Raw genomic sequence first — 19,149 nt, forward strand, 5'->3', positions numbered from 1 at the left:
TCCGCTTTTATTTGTTAAAAGCGGATTTTTTTATTTCTGAGCTCTAGGATGGTATTGGTTTACAACTTCGGCCAAACGAGAGCTGTCCATATGCAAGTATACTTCGGTTGTGGTAATGCTTTCGTGTCCTAAAAGCGTTTTGATAACTGTTAAATCTGCCCCACCTTGTAATAAATGCGATGCAAAAGAATGACGAAAGGTGTGAGGACTTATATTTTTTTTCAAATTTATTTTTTCTGCCAATTGTTTAATGATGGTATAGATCATGACACGGGTTAAAGCGTTCCCTCTTCGATTTAAAAAAATAATATCTTCATTTCCTTTTTTAGGAGGAGTCAATTCACGATGATTTTGTAAGTAGTTTTCAATGAAGTTTTGGGTATACAGTCCAATAGGAACTAAACGTTGTTTATTTCCTTTTCCTGTAACTTTAATAAACCCCTCGTTAAAGTATAGGTCAGATATTTTAAGTTCAATCAATTCTGACACTCGCAAACCACAACCGTACAAAGTTTCTAGAATGGTTCTGTTTCTTTCGCCTTGCGGATGCGATAAATCTATTCCATCAATCAATAAATTAATTTCTTCTTCGCTTAGTGTATCGGGTAAATGTAAACCTATTTTAGGGGCTTCTATTAACAGCATTGGGTTGTCTTTTCTATAATCTTCTAAAACCAAATACTCAAAAAAAGCATTGAGCCCAGATAGCAGTCTTGCTTGCGATCTTGTTTTATGTGTTTTCGAATATTCGTAGATAAAGTGTTGTAAATCTGAAACCTTTATATCTACAGGGTTTAAGTTTGTGTCTTTGTAAAAGAAAGACAAATGCTCACAATCATTTTGATAGTTGATACGTGTATTTTCAGAAAGTCCTCTTTCAATCAACAGATATTCGGTAAATTTTTTTATGTAGTGTTTCCAAGTCATGAATAGTAAAAGTAGAAATATTTTTAAAAGTACAGCAAAGCTTTTTATGCCTACAATGTTTTTTTATTACATTTGACAACACTTGATTTTTTGAAATTATGAAATTATTGATTTTAAACGGACCTAATTTAAACTTATTAGGAAAACGTGAGCCGGAAATTTATGGAACTCAGACTTTTGAGCAGTATTTTGAAAATTTAAAGGAGAAATACAAACAGGTGGATTTGAGTTACTATCAATCTAATAGCGAAGGGGCTTTGATCGATAAAATTCATGAAGTTGGTTTTTCTTACGATGGTATTGTTATGAATGCAGGAGCGTATACTCATACTTCGGTAGCTATTGCCGATGCGATTAGTGGTATTAACACTCCTGTAATAGAAGTGCATATTTCTAACGTTCATAAAAGAGAAAGTTTTAGGCATCACTCATTCTTATCTCCTGTTTGCAAAGGAGTAATTTTGGGGTTTGGTTTGCAAAGCTATGAGTTGGCTTTACAGAGTTTTATTTCTGCATAGCAACAAAGTAATACATAGGAAGTAAACCTAAGGCAAACAGATAAATAGGAAGGTTAAAAATTTGGTATCCAATTGCTGCTATCCATACAAAAGCAAAAGCAAAACTTACAAACAACCAAATAATTTTTGACTGGAATTGTTTTGATACAAATGGCAATGCCATCAACAGTGGATTTGCCCATAGAATATTAAAATTCATTTTTGTGGTACTGTGATCTGTTAGAAACCAAAGGGCAAAAATTACCAAGCCAGTAATTCCGTAAAGAATGCTAAGAGAGTAAAACCAAAGACGACCTTTCTTTTTAATAAATAGAAAATACAAGCTAGTGAATAAGAGGGCAAGCGAAACAAAAATTGGACTTATAAAAAAGTTTGTTTTTGGAATCTCTAAATGGTAATCTGGAAGTAAAAAGTGATCTTTTGCCACAATAGCTTTGTTGTTAAGCGTGCTGTTGCTTATTCCTAAATGCACATAGTCAGGTAAAAACATATACTGCTTAAACGTTGCTTTTTTGTCGATTACTGCCCCTAGAGCTAAATCTATACCAAAGGTTCCCCAAGAATTATGGGCTAAATATTGATGAATTAAATCTCGGTGGGTATAATCTTTCGGAAATTTGCTATAATCAAACTGGATGTTACCAATACTTTTTTCAATAACTTCGTACATTTTATTAGCACAGTTGTCATAAAAAAAATCGTAATAGTATTTTTTGTTTTCGGGTAAAGCATTCCATTCCAAAAAGTCAAATACTTGTTGGTTTTCTTCTGTAGTTAAATTTAGAATTTGTTCTTTTACCCATCTTTTTTCTATGTAATATCTGTACGGAAAGTATTTGTAATCGTACACAGAAAGTTCGTACAACAGTTGTCCTCTGGTAAATTTTAGATAAAAATTGGGAGTATCAAAATCAAAAGTTCCGTAATTGTAAACCTTGTCAATATTATTTTCAGGGTCTTTAATTCTCATGGCACTATGTCCAAACTGCGAATACAATTCGTTTTGACCAGGGGCACAAGTCAATATACTTACTTTTGCTTGTGATGATAATTGTATGCTGGAAGGAGATTGAGCTACACTTAACAAAGAGCATAGGTATGTAAAATAAATCAAAAATCTCATTATCTTAATTCGTTAAGTTCTAGTTTGATAGAAAAAATATTAGAATAATTAATTCCTGCACCTGCACCAACATTGGTAAGAGCATAATCTATGTATATTTTTTTAAATCGAATTCCAATTCCAATATTGGGTTCTAAGGTAAGGTCTTCGCTACCATCAAATTGCATTTCTTTTTGAAAATTTCCAAATCCAGTTCTTAGATAAATTCTATCAATGTAAGAAAGTTCAAAACCAAGGTTGGGACTAAAACTAATGGCAGAAGTACTTACCAAATCGTTAGTTTGGGTAAACCTACCAATCAAATCTAAAGAGCTTAGCAAACTATAGTTTTTATTAAAATGCTTAACAAAAGAAACCCCTAGTTGGAATTTAGGCAAGGTAATTTCATACTTTTCGGGTTTTTCTTGATTTTGTCCTTCCTCATTAGTTTGTGCATTGGCAATGTCTTTAAAAATAGTTTCGTCTACATTCCACGCAGTAAATGTGGTGGTTACATCTCTAATGGTAAGTCCAAAGTTGATGTTTTTATAGGTGTATTGAGCTCCAATATCAAAACCAAATCCGTGACCTATTGCAAAATCACCTATATTTCTACGAATCACTTTTGCATTAACTCCCACATTTAAGTTTAACTTAGGAAAAGCTTTGGCGATACTTAAAATAGCGGCCATATCTGCAGAAGAAAAAGTTGTTATTTGATCGTAATTTATGTTTCCGTTGTTGTCAATTAAATTTGTGGTGTTTAGTATGTTATCAACTCCTAATCGAATTACAGACACTGAAGTGGCAATTTCATCACGTTCTATGGGCAGAGCAGCTCCAAAATAATCATAACTACCAATTCCTGCATAGAGAGAATTGTGCATGGCAGCAAATTCATAATCTTTTACGCTTATAACCCCAGCAGGATTCCAATAACCTGCCTCTACACCTTTTACAAAAGAGTTCACAGATTTGCTCATTCCCATGGCTCTTGCTCCAATTCCTATGTTTAAAAATTCGTTAGAATAACTACTAACCGTCTGTGCTTGCAATGCAAGACTAGGAATAAGGAATAAAAAGCTGTAAAAAAATAGTTTTTTCAAATTGATTTTTCTTAATGGTATTAAATGCCTGCTATGCAAATATATTGTTTCAATTTAACAAAAGAAGTGAATTTTTAACGAACATGGTATCGTTAGAACACAAAACTATGATTAGATTTGTTTCAAAATCTAAAAATTATGAAATTACTTGGTTTCGTTCCTAATTTGTTGACTTTGTTAAACCTTCTTTCAGGTTGTTTGGGGGTTATTTATGCTGTAAACAATCGGGTACAATACGCTGTGATGTTTGTATTGCTAGGTATTTTCTTCGATTTTTTTGATGGTTTTGCCGCTAGAATTCTTAAAGTCCAAAGCGAATTAGGAAAACAATTAGATTCATTAGCCGACATGGTTACAAGTGGTTTGGTACCTGGAATTGTGATGGTACAAATGATTTTAAAAGCAAGCAATCAAGAACCTTTAACGTATTTAAATACACTTACTAATTTTCCGTGGCTGGCTATGTTGGGTATGGGAATAACCTTGGCTTCTTGTTACCGATTGGCAAACTTTAACATTGATGAAAATCAAAAAGAAAATTTTGTAGGATTGCCCACACCAGCCAATGCATTATTTGTATTGTCTTTGCCCTTAATGCATCAGTATCCGCAGTATCATTACATTAGTTATATTGTTGATAATATTTATGTTTTACTATTGGTTACTGTATTAAGTTGCTATATGTTAAATGCAAAATTAGAATTGTTTGCTTTAAAGTTTAAGTCCTTTGGCTTTGCAGAAAATAAGTTAAAATATATTTTTTTAGTCCTTTGCTTGTTATTGATTTTAGTATTAAAATTAGCAGCAATTCCTAGTATTATTTTAATGTATTTACTACTTTCTATTTTTGATACAAAAAACAAAAAGCACAGAACAAAGAATTAGTTTAGTTTTTAAAGCGGTTTTCTTTTAATACAAAACTTTCACCTAAATATACACGTCTTACCATTTCATCATCGGCTAATTCTTGTGGGGTTCCACTTTTTAAAATGCTTCCTTGGTACATTAAATACGTTTTGTCTGTTATGGCCAAAGTAGCTTGTACATCGTGGTCTGTAATTAAAATACCGATATTTTTATTTTTTAAAGTAGCTACAATAGATTGAATGTCTTCAACTGCAATAGGATCGACTCCAGCAAAAGGTTCGTCTAATAAAATAAACTTAGGATCGGAAGCTAAACAACGAGCAATTTCGGTTCTACGTCTTTCTCCTCCAGAAAGCAAATCTCCTCGGTTGGTACGTACATGGCCTAAGCTGAACTCTTCTATCAGTTCTTCTAATTTTTGTTTTTGTTCTGTTTTGCTTCTGTTGGTAAATTGCAAAACAGATAAGATGTTTTCTTCTACAGATAATTTTCTAAAAACAGAAGCTTCTTGTGCCAAATAACCAATTCCGTGTTGTGCACGTTTGTACATGGCATAATTGGTAATGTCTTGATTGTCTAAATAAATGGTTCCTTCATTGGGTTTTACCATTCCAACAATCATGTAAAAAGAAGTAGTTTTACCAGCACCATTGGGGCCTAAAAGTCCAATAATTTCTCCTTGTTCTACTTCTAAAGAAATTCCTTTAACGACTGTTCTACTACCGTATACTTTCTGAATATTATCTGCTCTTAAAATCATAGACTATGCTTCTTTTTGTTGCTTTTTAACAATAATTCTAGACACCCAGATACTAATTTCGTACAAGATTAAGATTGGAATTGCAACAATAATCTGACTAGCAACATCTGGAGGTGTAATTACTGCAGCAACTATCAAAACCAATACCAAAGCATGTTTTCTATATTTTTTTAAAAATTCAGGTGTAATTAAACCAATTTTGGTTAAGAAATATACAACTAAAGGCAATTCAAAAACAATAGATACTCCTAACAGGGTATTGGTAATTAGACCTATATAACTATCAAATTGAAAGTTGTTTACAATTGCATCCGTTATTTGATAGTTGTAAAAGAAATATACAGACATGGGAGCAATTACGTAGTAGCTAAATAACAAACCAATAATTAACAAAAAAGTAGCAATAAAAATAAAGCCTTTACTTTTTTGACGTTCTTTAGGTGTTAAACCTGGCATAATAAACTTCATCATTTCCCAAATAATATAAGGAAACGCAAGAATGGCACCTAAAATAAAACTGGTCCACAAGGCATTCATTAACTGATTTGTGGGCGATAAACTTTGTAGTTTAGAGTTAAGTTCTAAATTGCAAAAGCTACTGTCTATTCCTATTTTAGTAAATACCTCACAAAACCATTGATAGGTAGCAAAATCAGATTCTAAGTGTGCTAATAAAAAATGATTGTACACTTGTTTTTGAAATACAAATAAGATAATAGCAAATAAAAACACACAGATGGTAGATCTTACCAAATGCCATCTTAATTCTTCAAGATGGTCTAAAAAAGACATTTCTTTGGTATCGCTCATAGTTTAAAAAATTCCTTCCTTTATTAAATCGTGAATGTGTATAATTCCTTGGTAATTGTTTTTAGAATCTACAACAATAAGTTGAGAAATACTGTTGTCTTCCATTTGTTCCATTGCGTGAATGGCCATTTCGTCAATTGCAATGGTTTTAGGAGCAGTAGACATAATGTCTTTGGCTGTTAAACCTACAAATTGATCATTTTTGTTTAGCATTCGTCTAATATCCCCATCGGTAATGATTCCCACCAATTTTCCTTGGTCTAAAACAGCAGTTGCTCCCAAACGTTTGTTAGAAATTTCTAACAAGGTTTCTTTAATATCGGTTTGTATACTTACTTGCGGAACTTCGTTGTTAGCCACCAAATCACTTACTCTTAAATACAATCGTTTTCCTAAGGCACCACCAGGGTGGTATTTGGCAAAATCCTTACTTGTAAACTCATTTAGCTCCAAAAGAGTTACAGCAATAGCATCACCCATCACTAATTGTGCGGTGGTACTGGTGGTAGGTGCTAGGTTGTTTGGGCAAGCTTCTTTAGGTACATAAGTGTTAAGAACAAAATTAGCTTGTTGTGCCAAAAAAGAATCTGTATTTCCTGTAATGGCTATAATAGGATTATCGTTTCTTTTAATTAATGGTATTAGAACTTTTATTTCTGGAGTATTTCCACTCTTAGAAATGCAAATCACCACATCATCTTTTTGAATCATTCCCAAATCTCCGTGAATAGCATCTGCAGCATGCATAAAAATTGCAGGGGTTCCTGTAGAGTTTAAGGTAGCTACAATCTTAGTAGCAATGGTAGCACTTTTACCAATTCCTGTAATTACAACCCTTCCTTTACTATTTAAAATACAATTTATAGCATTTTCAAAATCAGAGTCAATTAAATTCGTTAAATTAGCAATAGCATTGCTTTCTAGCTCAATAGTTTTCTTAGCAATAGAAAGTATATTGTTGTTCAAAGTTGTAATTTTTTGTTTAAAAAAGTTATATTCTTAAATTGCAAATGTATTTAAAATAAGCATACCATTATTATGAATCAAGATAAAATTGATTTGTACACCCCATTAAAAAAGTATTTCGGCTTTAACAAATTTAAGGGATTACAAGAAGACGTAATAAGGAGCGTGGCAGAAGGGAAAGACACCTTTGTGATTATGCCCACAGGAGGAGGAAAATCCTTGTGTTACCAATTACCAGCATTAATGAAAGAAGGAACAGCTATTGTAGTTTCTCCTTTAATAGCATTAATGAAAAATCAAGTTGATGCCATTCGTGGAATTTCAGACAACCCTGGAATTGCTCATGTGCTGAATTCTTCACTTAACAAAACAGAAGTTGCCAAAGTAAAATCTGATATTGTTAATGGAGTTACCAAACTATTATATGTAGCTCCAGAATCGTTGACTAAAGATGAATATGTGGATTTTCTGAAAAAACAAAAGATTTCTTTTTTTGCGATTGATGAAGCTCACTGTATTTCGGAATGGGGACACGATTTTAGACCAGAATATAGAAATTTAAGAAGAATTATTACTAGAATTGGAGATGTACCCATTATAGGTTTAACAGCAACAGCTACACCCAAAGTACAAGAAGATATTATCAAAACTCTGGGAATGACCAATGCCAATACTTTTAAAGCATCGTTTAATAGACCCAACTTGTTTTATGAAGTACGTCCTAAAACCAAAGATGTAACGTCAGATATTATTCGATTTATAAGACAAAGACTTGGTAAATCTGGAGTAATTTATTGTCTTAGTAGAAAAAAAGTAGAAGAAATTGCACAGACGTTGCAAGTCAACGGAATTTCAGCTTTGCCTTATCACGCAGGATTGGATGCCAAAACAAGAGCAAAACATCAAGATATGTTTTTGATGGAAGATGTAGATGTTATTGTAGCTACCATTGCCTTTGGTATGGGAATTGATAAACCCGATGTTCGTTTCGTTATTCATCACGATATCCCTAAAAGCTTAGAGAGTTATTATCAAGAAACGGGTAGAGCAGGAAGAGACGATGGAGAGGGGTATTGTTTGGCTTTTTACTCTTACAAAGACATAGAAAAACTAGAAAAGTTTATGGCAAACAAACCGGTGTCTGAACAAGAACTAGGGCACGCTTTGTTACAAGAAGTTGTAGGATATGCAGAAACGTCTATGAGTAGAAGACGTTACTTACTTCACTATTTTGGTGAAGAATTTGATCCTGAAAATGGATTGGGAGCCAAAATGGACGACAATACCAAAAATCCTAAAAAGAAAACCGAAGCCAAAGACGAAGTTGCTATTTTGTTACAAGTGGTTAGAGATTCTAAAGAAAAGTACAAGGCCAAAGATATTGTAGCTACTTTGATGGGTAAAGCCAACGCAATGTTAATTTCGCACAAAACTCCGGAGAGAGATTTTTTTGGAATAGGAAAACATAAAAATAACGAATATTGGAATGCTCTAATTCGCCAAACATTGGTAGCGGGCTATTTAAGAAAAGAAATAGAACAATACGGAATTATAAAAGTAACTCCTAAAGGACACGATTTTATTGCCAACCCTACAACTTTTATGATGACCGAAGATCATGTATATGTAGATGAGGATGACAAAGCGGTTATTATTGCCAATGCCAAAAACAAAGCGACTGTAACTATGGATACGCAGTTAATGAGCTTGTTAAAATCATTGCGTAAAACTGTGGGAAAGAAAAAAGGAATTCCTCCTTATGCTGTTTTTCAAGATCCTTCTTTAGAAGATATGACACTTAAATATCCGACATCTTTAGAAGAACTAGGAAACATTCATGGTGTAGGTGATGGTAAAGCCAAAAAGTTTGGAAAAGAATTTATAGAGCTTATCGCAAAATACGTAGCGGAAAATAATATAGACAAACCTGATGATATGGTGGTAAAAACCACAGGAGAAAAATCGGGGTTAAAGTTGTACATTATACAGAATACAGATCGAAAATTACCTTTAGAAGATATTGCCAAAGCCAAAGGGTTGGAAATGGACGAATTGGTAAAAGAGATAGAGTCTATAGTCTATTCCGGTACCAAATTAAACATAGATTATTATTTAGACGATATTTTAGACGAAGATCAGCAAGAAGAAATCTATGAGTATTTTATGGAAGCAGAATCGGATAAAATAAGTGATGCTATGGATGAATTTGACGGAGATTATGATGACGAAGAGCTTAGACTTATGCGAATCAAATTTATTAGTGAAGTTGCTAACTAGTCACATTCAATAACACAAAATAGCCGTATTCCCAAAAATACGGCTATTTTGTTTGCAAATATTATTTTTAAATTCTGTCTGGCCAATGGTTAGGATGTTCTCCGCTATATCCCATTAAAGGCAAAGCATTTATTAGGTGCATTTCTTCCTCTGTCAATTTAAAATCAAAAACCTGTAGGTTTTCTTTAATACGCTCTGGAGTATTAGATTTAGGAATTGCAACTACTTGGTGTTGCAAAACCCATCTTAAACAAATTTGTGCTACTGATTTTTTATGTTTTTTAGCAATGTTGTTTAAGGTTTCATTTTTAAAAACCTTTCCTCTGGCAAAAGGAGACCAAGCCTGAATCTGGATATTTTTGGTATTACAGTACTCCATCAATTTTGGTTGCCAATAACCAGGATGAAACTCTATCTGGTTGATGGCAGGCATTACTTTGGCTGTTTGTAGCAAAGCTTCTAAGTGTTGCTCAAAAAAATTGCTTACACCAATAGATTTTATTTTTCCTTCAGCTTGTAAATCTTCCATAGCTCGCCATGTATCAGCATTTACCTGTTGCCAGTTGTTGTAATTTTTGGCATTTGCTGGCCAGTGTATCAGAAACAAATCAATGCAATCTACTTGTAGTTTTTTTAATGATTTTTCTAATTCAGCTTTTGTATCCTCGTAGCCCAAACAGGTTCTCCATAGTTTGGTTGTAATAACAATTTCTTTTCTAGATATACCGCTTTCTATAATACCTTTGCCAACTGCTTCTTCATTTTGATATTTAGAAGCCGTGTCTAGCAAACGATATCCATTTTGTAAAGCGGTTTTAACGGATGTTATTCCCTCTTGTTCGGTAGATTTATATGTACCAAATCCTAATATAGGAAGACTGTTTCCGTCATTTAACGTAACATATTTCATGTCTTTAATATTTTAGTGTGTACCTCCGCCCAATGCTTTGTACAAATTTACCACAGTTAAAAGCTGTTGCAATTTGCTATCGATTAAATTTAACTTGGCATTCAAAGCACTTTCTCTAGCAGTTAGTAAATCCAAATAAGTAGCATAACCATTATTTAATAACTCTTCAGAGTTTACTTCTGCTCTGTGCAAGGCTTGTGCTTCTTTTTGTCTAAACTTATATTTACTGGTTTCTGCTTGATACGTATAAAGAGCATTAGAAACCTCGTTTCCTGCTGTAAGTAAGGTTTTTCTGTAGTATAACAAGGCTTGCGCTTCATTATTGTTAGCTATTTCTAATTGGGTTTTTAATTTACGTTGATTAAAAATAGGTTGTGTAATTCCGGCTATCACATTGGTGAAAAGTGAACTGGCACTAATCCAATTGTCTACCTCCAAACTTTGAAACCCACCACTAGCTGTTAAAGTTAACGATGGGTATAAATTTGTTTTGGCTACATTTTTAAGCTCAAAATTTTCCATTAAAGCATATTGTGCTTGTTGAATGTCCGGTCTGTTTTCTAACAACAATGCAGGAATTCCTATTTCTAAATCTGCTTGAATGTTTTGTTGTTTTAACTCTCCTCTCTCAATAAATTTAGGAGAGGTTCCTAGTAGCATACTCATGCTGTTTTCTAAGCTAAAAATAGTAGCTTCAATGTCAATTTTTAGAGCTTCTGCACTGTTATATTGTGCTATGTTTTGATCAACAGCAACCTGAGTAACTTGTCCTGCTTCTTTTAAAGCCTTAATTGTTTTTACGCTTTTTTTACGAGTAGCAATGGTTTGTTTGGTTACTTTTAGTTGAGCATCTAAAGCCAGCAGTTGGTAGTAGTTTTTTACAATTCTTGCAACCAACTCTGATTGTACTGCTTGTTTGGCTGCAGAGGTTTTTAAGAAACTTGCAAAACTGGCTCTTTTGTTGCTACGCAATTTTCCCCAAACATCGGCTTCCCAAGATAGATTTCCCGACAATTCATAAGACTGAATATTTCCAGGAGAAAATGCACCAAACCTACTGTTGGATGAGATTTTTTGATCGTTGGCATTCATCCCTAGAGTAAAAGTAGGAAAAAATCCAGCTTTACTTTGTTTTAAATACGCTTCAGCAGATTGCATTTGTTTGATGGCAATTTGCAAATCAAAATTATTGTTTAGCCCTTGTTCAATGTGTTTTTGTAGGTTGGGATCTGTAAACAATTCTTTCCAAGATAGCGTTCCAATAGAAAGGCTATCGTTTTCTTTTATATTTTTCTCATTAGAAGTTCTATAGGTTTCTAAAGCGGTTTCCTTAACCTCGGGTTGCTGATAGTCTTTTACCGCAAGACAAGAGGTTAGGAGCGTGGTTGCTCCTAACACTATAAGGGTTGTATATATAGATTTTTTTTGTTTCATGATTTAATCAATTTCTTGATGAGTTTTAGGTTCCGATTTTGAAATCTTTTCTTGTAAATTTTGGAAGATGATAAATAGGATAGGAATGATAAATACTCCCAAAATTGTTCCAATTAGCAAACCTCCTACAGCACCTGTACCAATAGAGTTGTTACCAGCTGCACCTACACCTTTTGCCAGAACCAAAGGCATTAATCCTAGAATAAAAGCAAAAGAAGTCATTAAAATAGGACGTAATCTAGATTTAGCTCCTTCAATGGCTGCGTTTACAATACTTTCCCCTTGTTGTCTCCTTTGCAAGGCAAATTCTACAATTAAAATGGCATTTTTTGCTAACAAACCAATCAACATAATCAAGGCAATTTGAAAATAGATATTGTTTTCTAATCCAGATAAATTAGTGGTAATATAGGCTCCAAACACTCCTAATGGAATAGATAAAATAACGGACAAAGGAATAATATAGCTCTCAAACTGTGCGCTTAACAAGAAATACACAAACACAATACTCAAAATAAATATAAATGTGGTTTGATTTCCAGAGTTTACTTCTTCGCGTGTTAAACCAGAATAGGCAACCGTATAGTTATTAGGAAGTTTGTTCGCTTCTTGTTCTATTACTTTAATTGCATCTCCGGTACTAAATCCTTCGTTTACAGCCCCACTTAATGTGGTAGAGTTGTATAGGTTAAAACGCGTTACCGATTGTGGTCCGTATACTCTTTTTAACTTTACAAACTGGGTTATAGGAGTCATACTTCCTTTGTTGGTCCTTACCATAATTTTATCTAAGGAATTTATATCCGAACGATCTTCTGGCAATGCCTGAATATACACACGGTACTGTTTTCCAAAGCGAGCAAAGTCAGATGCGTACAAACCACCAATATAACTTTGCAGTGTTCCAAAAATACTATTAATCGGGACTCCTTTTTCTTTGGCTAAAGGAACGTTAACCTCCATTTCGTATTGCGGATAATTGGTGTTAAAAGCTGATTGTGCGTATTGTATTTCAGGATGTTGCATCAAAGCCCTTACAAATTCTTGATTGGTTTTGTCTAGTTCCTTAATATCTCCTCCAAACTTGTCTAAAAGGTTTACTTCAAAACCAGCAGAGTTCCCAAAACCACGAATGCTTGGTGGCGAGAAAAAGATAATTTTTGCTTCAGGAATGCTAGCAGCAATTCCAAACAGTTTTTTGATGATTGCTGTGGTCGATAAGGAAGGATCTTCACGTTGACTCCAATCTGTTAGTTTTATAAATCCAATTCCGTAATTACTACCGTTACCACTTAACAAACTACGACCTCTTACAAACGAAACACCTTCTACTCCTGGAATTTCTTTTACTTTTTTATACAACTCTTCTGTCACCAAATGGGTTCTATCTAATGAAGCTCCTGCGGGTAATTCTATGTTAGAGAAAATAATTCCTCTATCCTCATTAGGAACAAATCCTGTAGGAGTGGTTTGTGCAGTGTACACGGTTCCAACCACTGTGATAATCAGTAATAAAATTGCAATCCATTTTTTTTTGTATAAAAACTGTAATGATTGTCCATATTTTTGGATTGTAGCATTGAATCCTTTGTTGAACAAAGCATAAAAGCGCTGTAAAAAGTTTTTATTTTTAAGTTCTTCATCATTATGTGGTTTTAAAAATAAAGCACATAAAGCAGGACTCAAAGTCAATGCGTTTACAGCAGAAATTAAGATAGAAATAATCAGAGTTACCCCAAATTGTTCATAAAACACACCTGTAGGTCCTTGTATAAAAGTAACAGGAATAAACACAGCAGCCATTACTAAAGTAATAGATATAATGGCTCCAGAAATTTCATGCATTGCATCGATGGAAGCTTTTTTGGCATTTTTTTCTCCCTGATCTAGTTTAGAGTGTACAGCTTCTACCACCACAATAGCATCATCTACTACAATACCAATTGCCAATACCAACGCAAACAAGGTTAGTAGGTTGATGGAGTATCCAAATACATTTAAGAAAAAGAACGTACCAATAATAGATACAGGAACTGCAATGGCAGGAATTAAGGTCGATCTTAAATCTTGTAAAAAGATAAATACAACTAAGAATACTAATAAGAAAGCTTCAATCAAGGTGTCAACTACTTTGTCTATAGAGGCACCTAAGAACAAACTGGTGTCGTAGGGAATAAAAAAATCCAAACCTTTGGGTAAGTCTTTTTTTAGCGTGTCTAATGTTTCTTTAATTTCTTCAATAATTTTTTGTGCGTTGGAACCTTTGGTTTGGTATATACCTATAAAAACAGCTTGATTTCCCAAACTCATAGCACCTGATGTATAAGACTGAGCATCTAATTCAACAGATGCTACATCGCTTAAACGAAGAAAGTTTCCATCACCCAAAGCTTTAATAATGATGTTGTCATATTGCTCTTTTTCTTTAAAACGACCTTTGTATTTTACTACATAAGAAAAAGTTTCACCATTGTTTTCTCCTAAAGATCCTGCTGCTGCTTCTAAGTTTTGTTCTTTTAGGGCAGCTGTGATGTCTGCTGGAATTAAGTTGTATGCAGCCAATTTTTCAGGCTTTAACCAAATTCTCATAGCGTAATCTTGTTGAGAAAATACATTTACATCTCCCACACCGTTGATACGTTGTAAAGCAGGAATTACATTAATTTTTAAATAGTTTTGTATAAATGTAGCATCGTACTCATCATTTTCAGAATACAAAGAAGTAAACATTAGGGCACTAGTCTGTTGTTTTTGTGTAATAACCCCAGTTTGGGTAACCTCTTGAGGTAGTAGCGGATTGGCTCTAGCCACACGGTTTTGAACGTTTACAGCAGCAATATCTGCATCTACAGTCTGATCAAAATATACGGTAATGTCTGCAGTTCCGTTGTTAGAAGCAGTAGAGGTAATATAGGTCATTCCCTCAACACCGTTGATTTGTTCTTCTATAGGAATGATAACACTTTCTAATACTGTTTCGGCATTGGCACCTTGATAACTTGCAGTTACTTTTACAGTTGGTGGAGCAATATCTGGATATTCTTCCACAGGCAAATTACTAATACTTATAAAACCAAGCATTAGTATAATGATAGAGATTACTGTAGAAAGTACAGGTCTCTCAATAAACTTTTTTAACATGTTGATAGGGGATTGTCAATTATTTGAATAAAACAGTAATAGGGTCTAAACTTTTTTCCAAAGCTACTTTGGTTGGATTAATTTTCATTCCGTCTCTAAGTTTAGCAACACCATTAGTAACAATAATTTCACCTTCCTGTACTCCCGATGCTACTATGTATGCATTGTGTACATTGGCTTTTGTTTTGATTACTGTAGAAGATACTTCATTGTTTTTTCCTAGTTTATATGCAATAACTTTTCCTTGCTGTTCGTAAGTAGCTGCTTGTGGTACTACCAAAACATTATGGTGATGGGTTGGAATTTTAATTTTTCCGCTATTCCCATTGGTTAAAATTTGGTTTGGATTTTCAAAAACGGCTCTAAAACTAACAGTTCCAGTGTTTTTGTCTATTTGACCAGAGGCAGTTTCAATTTTTCCTTTTTTAGCATATATCTGCCCATTGGCCATAATTAATTCTACAGGAGGAAAGTTGTTGATTTTTTCTTCTAGATTTTTTCCTTCGGTATTTTGAATAAAGTCAATATAGTCAGACTCGTTTAAAGTAAAAAAAGCATATACTTTTTCTGTATTGCTTATGGTAGTAAGTGGTGTTGCATCGTTAGGGCTTACCAAAGATCCTTCTCTAAAATTAATTGCTCCAACGTAGCCATTTACTTGACTTTTTACAGTTGCATAGTTAATATTGGCAGAAATACTGCTGAAATTTGCTTGTTTCTGAGCCAAATTAGCTTTGGCTGTTTCAAGCTGTACAGGGCTAATAATTCCTTTTTTTACTAAGGGTTTTAATTTGTCTACTTCTACTTGTGCTACTTGTACAGCTGCTTTGGCTGCTTGTGCATCTTGAGAAAGCGTTTGGGTTTCTAACTGAAACAAAGTTTGACCTTTGTGTACGCGTTGTCCTTCATCAACCCATACTTTTTGTACATAACCAGACACTTTGGCACGTACATCACTATTTACAATACCTTCTATAGAGGTAGGATAATTTTTGTATTCCGTTATGTTTTGTGGGGTTAGTGTGGCAACCTCTAAGTTAGGGGCAGGTGCTGTATTTTGTTTTGCTGTTTCGGCCTGTGTATTACAACTTACAAATGTTACCGTAGTAATCATAAGGGATGCTGCTAAATAGACTCTTTTCATGGTTGTTATTTTTTGTTGTTTATTTTACTTTTTAATTGGTTTACAGATAGGATAGTCTGATCTAAAAACTGGATGTAATCGTTGTGAAAGTCTAAATCAAACTTTTCTTCTTCTATGATTTCTTTAAGATTATTAAAGTCTTCTTTAAAGGCTTTTACTTCTATATGAAGATCTCTTTGTGTAGTCCACATAGAAATCATCTGATTTATATTTTGAATAATACTATCAGGGTTTAGTATAAAGTATTTTTTACGATCTCCTGTTTTGGTAAAGTAGATGATTTTTTCACGGCTTTGTAAGTAGGTCAAATGGGTAGAAATGGTGCTTTTACTGGCACATAAATTTTCTACCAATTCATCAAAAGAAGTTCCTTTTTTACCGTTTAGAATAATGTAAGCTACGATTCTTGCCGCTACAGGGGCTAGTTTGTCTTTCTGTTCAAAATGAACACCAAGTTTTTCGATAAGCTTGCACCTTTTTTGATTTTTAGATGTATTCATGAATTGTTTTAGTTCTTAATTCATGGTTAGTTCGGCAAAAACCGAACCAAACTTATCTAAAAAAAGGAAAATCTATCAGATTTTCCTTTTTTATTATTCTACTACAAAAGTTTCTGTTGCATGTAACGGAGTACCAGTGTCAGATATACCTTGAATTTCAATTAAGTAATCGCTTTTAATATCACTAGTAAAAAATGAAATTTGGGCTTTTCCAGTACCATCGGTCCTGACAATAGGTTCCCAATGGAGTGTGGTTCTTAAGTCAGGTTTGTTCATTTCTTCAAAACCATTGATATGGTTTGGTTTGTAAAATTCTTTGGCTCTATAAAATCCTTTGGCGTAGAAATCAATAATTCCAGGTTTTCTTTTTACGCTTCTATTACCAACGTTTCCAGTATTAGAGTACAAAGCAATAACTCCATTTCCGGCATTCATAAATGTTGCTGCATCAGCTCCTTCCAGTAAGTCAATAAAAGAAATTTCATCACCGTTAATAGCACTTAAAAAGCTTCCATCTACTTCTAGTCCATCTAACATAACTTTGGCAGGTCCGTTGTTTCTTTTTAAATAAACAGTATCCGAAAAGACAGTAACACCGTTCATTTGTCTTAACAGGTCTAGTGCAGTGTAAGTTCCAGGTTCAATAACATCTGTTAAAACGTCTAAACGGTCGGCACTACTCATGGGTTCTCCATAGTCTGTTAGGCTATTCATTTCTTCTCTTCTTTTTTCAGCTTGAGTTTTTCTTCTAGCAATCAACGTAATTTCATTCAAACGTTCAATTTCCTGATCGTATTTAAATTTTTCTTCTTTTATATATTGAGTTACTTTGACAAAATTTTCTAGTTTTCTTTGTTTGCTTTCATCAGAAAGACTGTTTTTGTTAAAGTAAATTTTACCCGATTTGATGTCTTTTGTTTTTTCTTTATCTACTAGAATAACCACATTTCTGTTTTTCCTTTTGGTAGATTTAAAATCGTACAACCTAGATTCTATTAAAATAGGTATTGAATCAAAAAAGATATAGGGCCCAAATTTAAACTTTCCTAAAGAATCTGATTGTTGAATAGGTTCTTGCACTATAGGATCAAAAAAAGTCAACCGCGTAGCAGAAGAGTGTTCTGTATAAGGTTTTTTTAAGTGCTTGGTAACTCCAGAAATGTACAATCCTTTTTCAGGGGTATATGTTACACTGTCTTTTTCTTTTAGCAATTCTTGCCATGTAAATCGTCTCCATCCTTGTGTCATCATTACCAAATCTAATAGGTAACGTCTTTTTACATCATTCTGTTTTTCAAAAAAATAACCAGGATTTTTGATGGCTCCTTTTAGATCGGAATTTAACAACAACCAAGACTGAATGTTACCCGTTCTGCTGTTGTAAGGAAAAGCTTTTAAGTCTCTTACCGCTAGGGATATATTAGCAGCAGTTGCATTTCCTTGATGGTCTTTTACGTCAATCTCCAAAGTTACTTTTTTTCTATTTCTAAATTTGTTGCCAGATTTTTGAATATCTACCTGAACATCGTTCATAGGATTGTCTACATACACCAAACGTTCAGCTACGGGTCTTCCTTTTGCATCAAACAAGGTAAAGTTTACCACACCATCAGTTAACGAAGTGGTTGGTATTTTTTTTAAATAATTTAAATCAGAAGTTTCCTCGTAATGTTTGTACAAGAGCCTTCCTTTTTCATGAGCCACTAAAAAAGTTCCTTTTAGTCCTTGTTCTACAGTTGTGTTAATGTTGGCAAGAAGATAATTTCCGTAATTGGTTACATTCAATACATATCCTTTTTCTATAGCTTTAGGCAGTGGATAGCGTTCTTCTTTTCCGTTTAAAGTAAAACTTGCGTAGTAAGTTTTGTTAGCTTCGGGGATAAACAAAAAGCTTCCCAAGCCCATTTTTAACGTTTTAAAAGTTAAAATTTCATTCCCATCCTGATCTTTAATCGTAGCCTCTAAGTCAATTTCATTTTCACCATCGCTAATTTCAAAAGCAACTTTGTTCTGACTGTTGGCTACAAGATAGCCTCCTTCAGGATAGAAACGCAATCTAGGTTTGGTTTCTACTACTTTTTTTAAATTTGGGCTTACCGTTGTTGTAGTATTTGCTTTCTTTTTATTTTTTTTTGATTTTTTAGAAGAAGACAAACTATCATTTACCTCTAACTCATACACGGGAATTTCTTTTTGAAAAAAGAAGTCACTACTTTGATTTCTCATGTAACGAGTGTAAGCTCGTAAAGTGTAAGTACCAGGCTTCCAGTTTTTATCAATTTTAAAATCTCCTGCTACACTAGTATGCGAAACGTACAATTTTTTACGAATTAAAATACTATCTCTATTATTTAGCAATTCTACATTTACAATTCTACTTTTTTCACTTTTTTGATGTGAAATACCATTTACCAAATATGCTGTAAACCACAAATTTTCATCTGTTGCATAATAAGGTTTATCTGTATGGATAAAGATTTTTTCAGGATAATTGTCTGTGTAAGTTGTTAGATGTTGTTCTATTTTTTTTATAAAATCAGCAGTAGGGAAGAGTCCAAAAGAAACAAGCAACGCTGCAAGAAGGCTCAGGGGAATTAACTTTTTCATATAGATAGTGTTTGGAAATAAAAACAAGTTATTTGACCCTAAAAATAGTTAAAGGTTTAAATTCTTTTCAAAAAAAAGAG

15 protein-coding genes are annotated in these 19,149 nt (G+C 33.6%); 3 read left to right on the plus strand and 12 right to left on the minus strand.

Annotated features, from left to right (window positions below):
- Positions 1-30: 30 nt before the first annotated feature.
- Positions 31-927, minus strand: a complete 897-nt coding sequence (locus FS85_RS0102790) for a site-specific tyrosine recombinase (protein ID WP_010134489.1) — start codon at positions 925-927, stop codon at positions 31-33.
- 98 nt (positions 928-1,025) lie between these two features.
- Here FS85_RS0102790 and aroQ point away from each other — a divergent pair, with 98 nt between their 5' ends.
- A complete protein-coding gene (aroQ, locus tag FS85_RS0102795) occupies positions 1,026-1,445 on the plus strand; it encodes a type II 3-dehydroquinate dehydratase (RefSeq protein WP_010134490.1) in 420 nt (139 codons plus the stop codon).
- On the opposite strand, the gene FS85_RS0102800 is transcribed toward aroQ, so the two are convergent.
- A complete protein-coding gene (locus tag FS85_RS0102800) occupies positions 1,432-2,568 on the minus strand; it encodes an Lnb N-terminal periplasmic domain-containing protein (protein ID WP_010134491.1) in 1,137 nt (378 codons plus the stop codon). The genes aroQ and FS85_RS0102800 overlap by 14 nt on opposite strands.
- Positions 2,568-3,653: a putative type IX sorting system protein PorV2 gene (locus FS85_RS0102805; protein WP_010134492.1), complete on the minus strand. Its 1,086-nt coding sequence runs from the start codon at positions 3,651-3,653 to the stop codon at positions 2,568-2,570. The genes FS85_RS0102800 and FS85_RS0102805 overlap by 1 nt, the downstream gene beginning before the upstream one ends.
- Before the next feature lie 138 nt (positions 3,654-3,791).
- Here FS85_RS0102805 and FS85_RS0102810 point away from each other — a divergent pair, with 138 nt between their 5' ends.
- A complete protein-coding gene (locus FS85_RS0102810; protein ID WP_010134493.1) occupies positions 3,792-4,538 on the plus strand; it encodes a CDP-alcohol phosphatidyltransferase family protein in 747 nt (248 codons plus the stop codon).
- A 1-nt stretch (position 4,539) separates the two neighbouring features.
- Here FS85_RS0102810 and lptB read toward each other — a convergent pair whose 3' ends face one another.
- From lptB to FS85_RS0102825, 3 genes are read right to left on the minus strand one after another with little or no spacing between them, the layout of a single operon-like run.
- Entirely contained in the window at positions 4,540-5,280 is a 741-nt protein-coding gene (lptB, locus tag FS85_RS0102815) for an LPS export ABC transporter ATP-binding protein (protein WP_010134494.1), read from the minus strand.
- Positions 5,281-5,283: 3 nt separating this feature from the next.
- Entirely contained in the window at positions 5,284-6,090 is an 807-nt protein-coding gene (gene tatC, locus FS85_RS0102820; protein ID WP_010134495.1) for a twin-arginine translocase subunit TatC, read from the minus strand.
- 3 nt (positions 6,091-6,093) lie between these two features.
- Positions 6,094-7,056, minus strand: coding sequence for a KpsF/GutQ family sugar-phosphate isomerase (locus tag FS85_RS0102825; RefSeq protein WP_010134496.1), 963 nt, complete (start codon positions 7,054-7,056; stop codon positions 6,094-6,096).
- Between the two features lie 72 nt (positions 7,057-7,128).
- On the opposite strand from FS85_RS0102825, the gene FS85_RS0102830 reads away from it, so the two are divergent.
- Positions 7,129-9,333, plus strand: a complete 2,205-nt coding sequence (locus FS85_RS0102830) for a RecQ family ATP-dependent DNA helicase (protein WP_010134497.1) — start codon at positions 7,129-7,131, stop codon at positions 9,331-9,333.
- Between the two features lie 67 nt (positions 9,334-9,400).
- Here FS85_RS0102830 and FS85_RS0102835 read toward each other — a convergent pair whose 3' ends face one another.
- The 6 genes from FS85_RS0102835 to FS85_RS0102860 form a co-directional block, all read right to left on the minus strand.
- Positions 9,401-10,243, minus strand: coding sequence for an aldo/keto reductase (locus FS85_RS0102835; RefSeq protein ID WP_010134498.1), 843 nt, complete (start codon positions 10,241-10,243; stop codon positions 9,401-9,403).
- A gap of 12 nt (positions 10,244-10,255) precedes the next feature.
- Positions 10,256-11,677 (minus strand): efflux transporter outer membrane subunit, encoded by a 1,422-nt coding sequence (locus FS85_RS0102840; RefSeq protein ID WP_010134499.1) that lies wholly within the window; start codon positions 11,675-11,677, stop codon positions 10,256-10,258.
- Between the two features lie 3 nt (positions 11,678-11,680).
- Positions 11,681-14,818, minus strand: coding sequence for an efflux RND transporter permease subunit (locus FS85_RS0102845; RefSeq protein WP_010134500.1), 3,138 nt, complete (start codon positions 14,816-14,818; stop codon positions 11,681-11,683).
- A 19-nt stretch (positions 14,819-14,837) separates the two neighbouring features.
- A complete protein-coding gene (locus FS85_RS0102850) occupies positions 14,838-15,962 on the minus strand; it encodes an efflux RND transporter periplasmic adaptor subunit (protein ID WP_010134501.1) in 1,125 nt (374 codons plus the stop codon).
- A gap of 5 nt (positions 15,963-15,967) precedes the next feature.
- Positions 15,968-16,462: a GbsR/MarR family transcriptional regulator gene (locus FS85_RS0102855; RefSeq protein ID WP_010134502.1), complete on the minus strand. Its 495-nt coding sequence runs from the start codon at positions 16,460-16,462 to the stop codon at positions 15,968-15,970.
- Positions 16,463-16,555: 93 nt separating this feature from the next.
- Positions 16,556-19,069 (minus strand): TonB-dependent receptor, encoded by a 2,514-nt coding sequence (locus tag FS85_RS0102860; RefSeq protein ID WP_010134503.1) that lies wholly within the window; start codon positions 19,067-19,069, stop codon positions 16,556-16,558.
- Between the last annotated feature and the right edge of the window lie 80 nt (positions 19,070-19,149).

It is taken from the genome of Ochrovirga pacifica (assembly GCF_000220525.1).
GTDB lineage: Bacteria > Bacteroidota > Bacteroidia > Flavobacteriales > Flavobacteriaceae > Ochrovirga > Ochrovirga pacifica.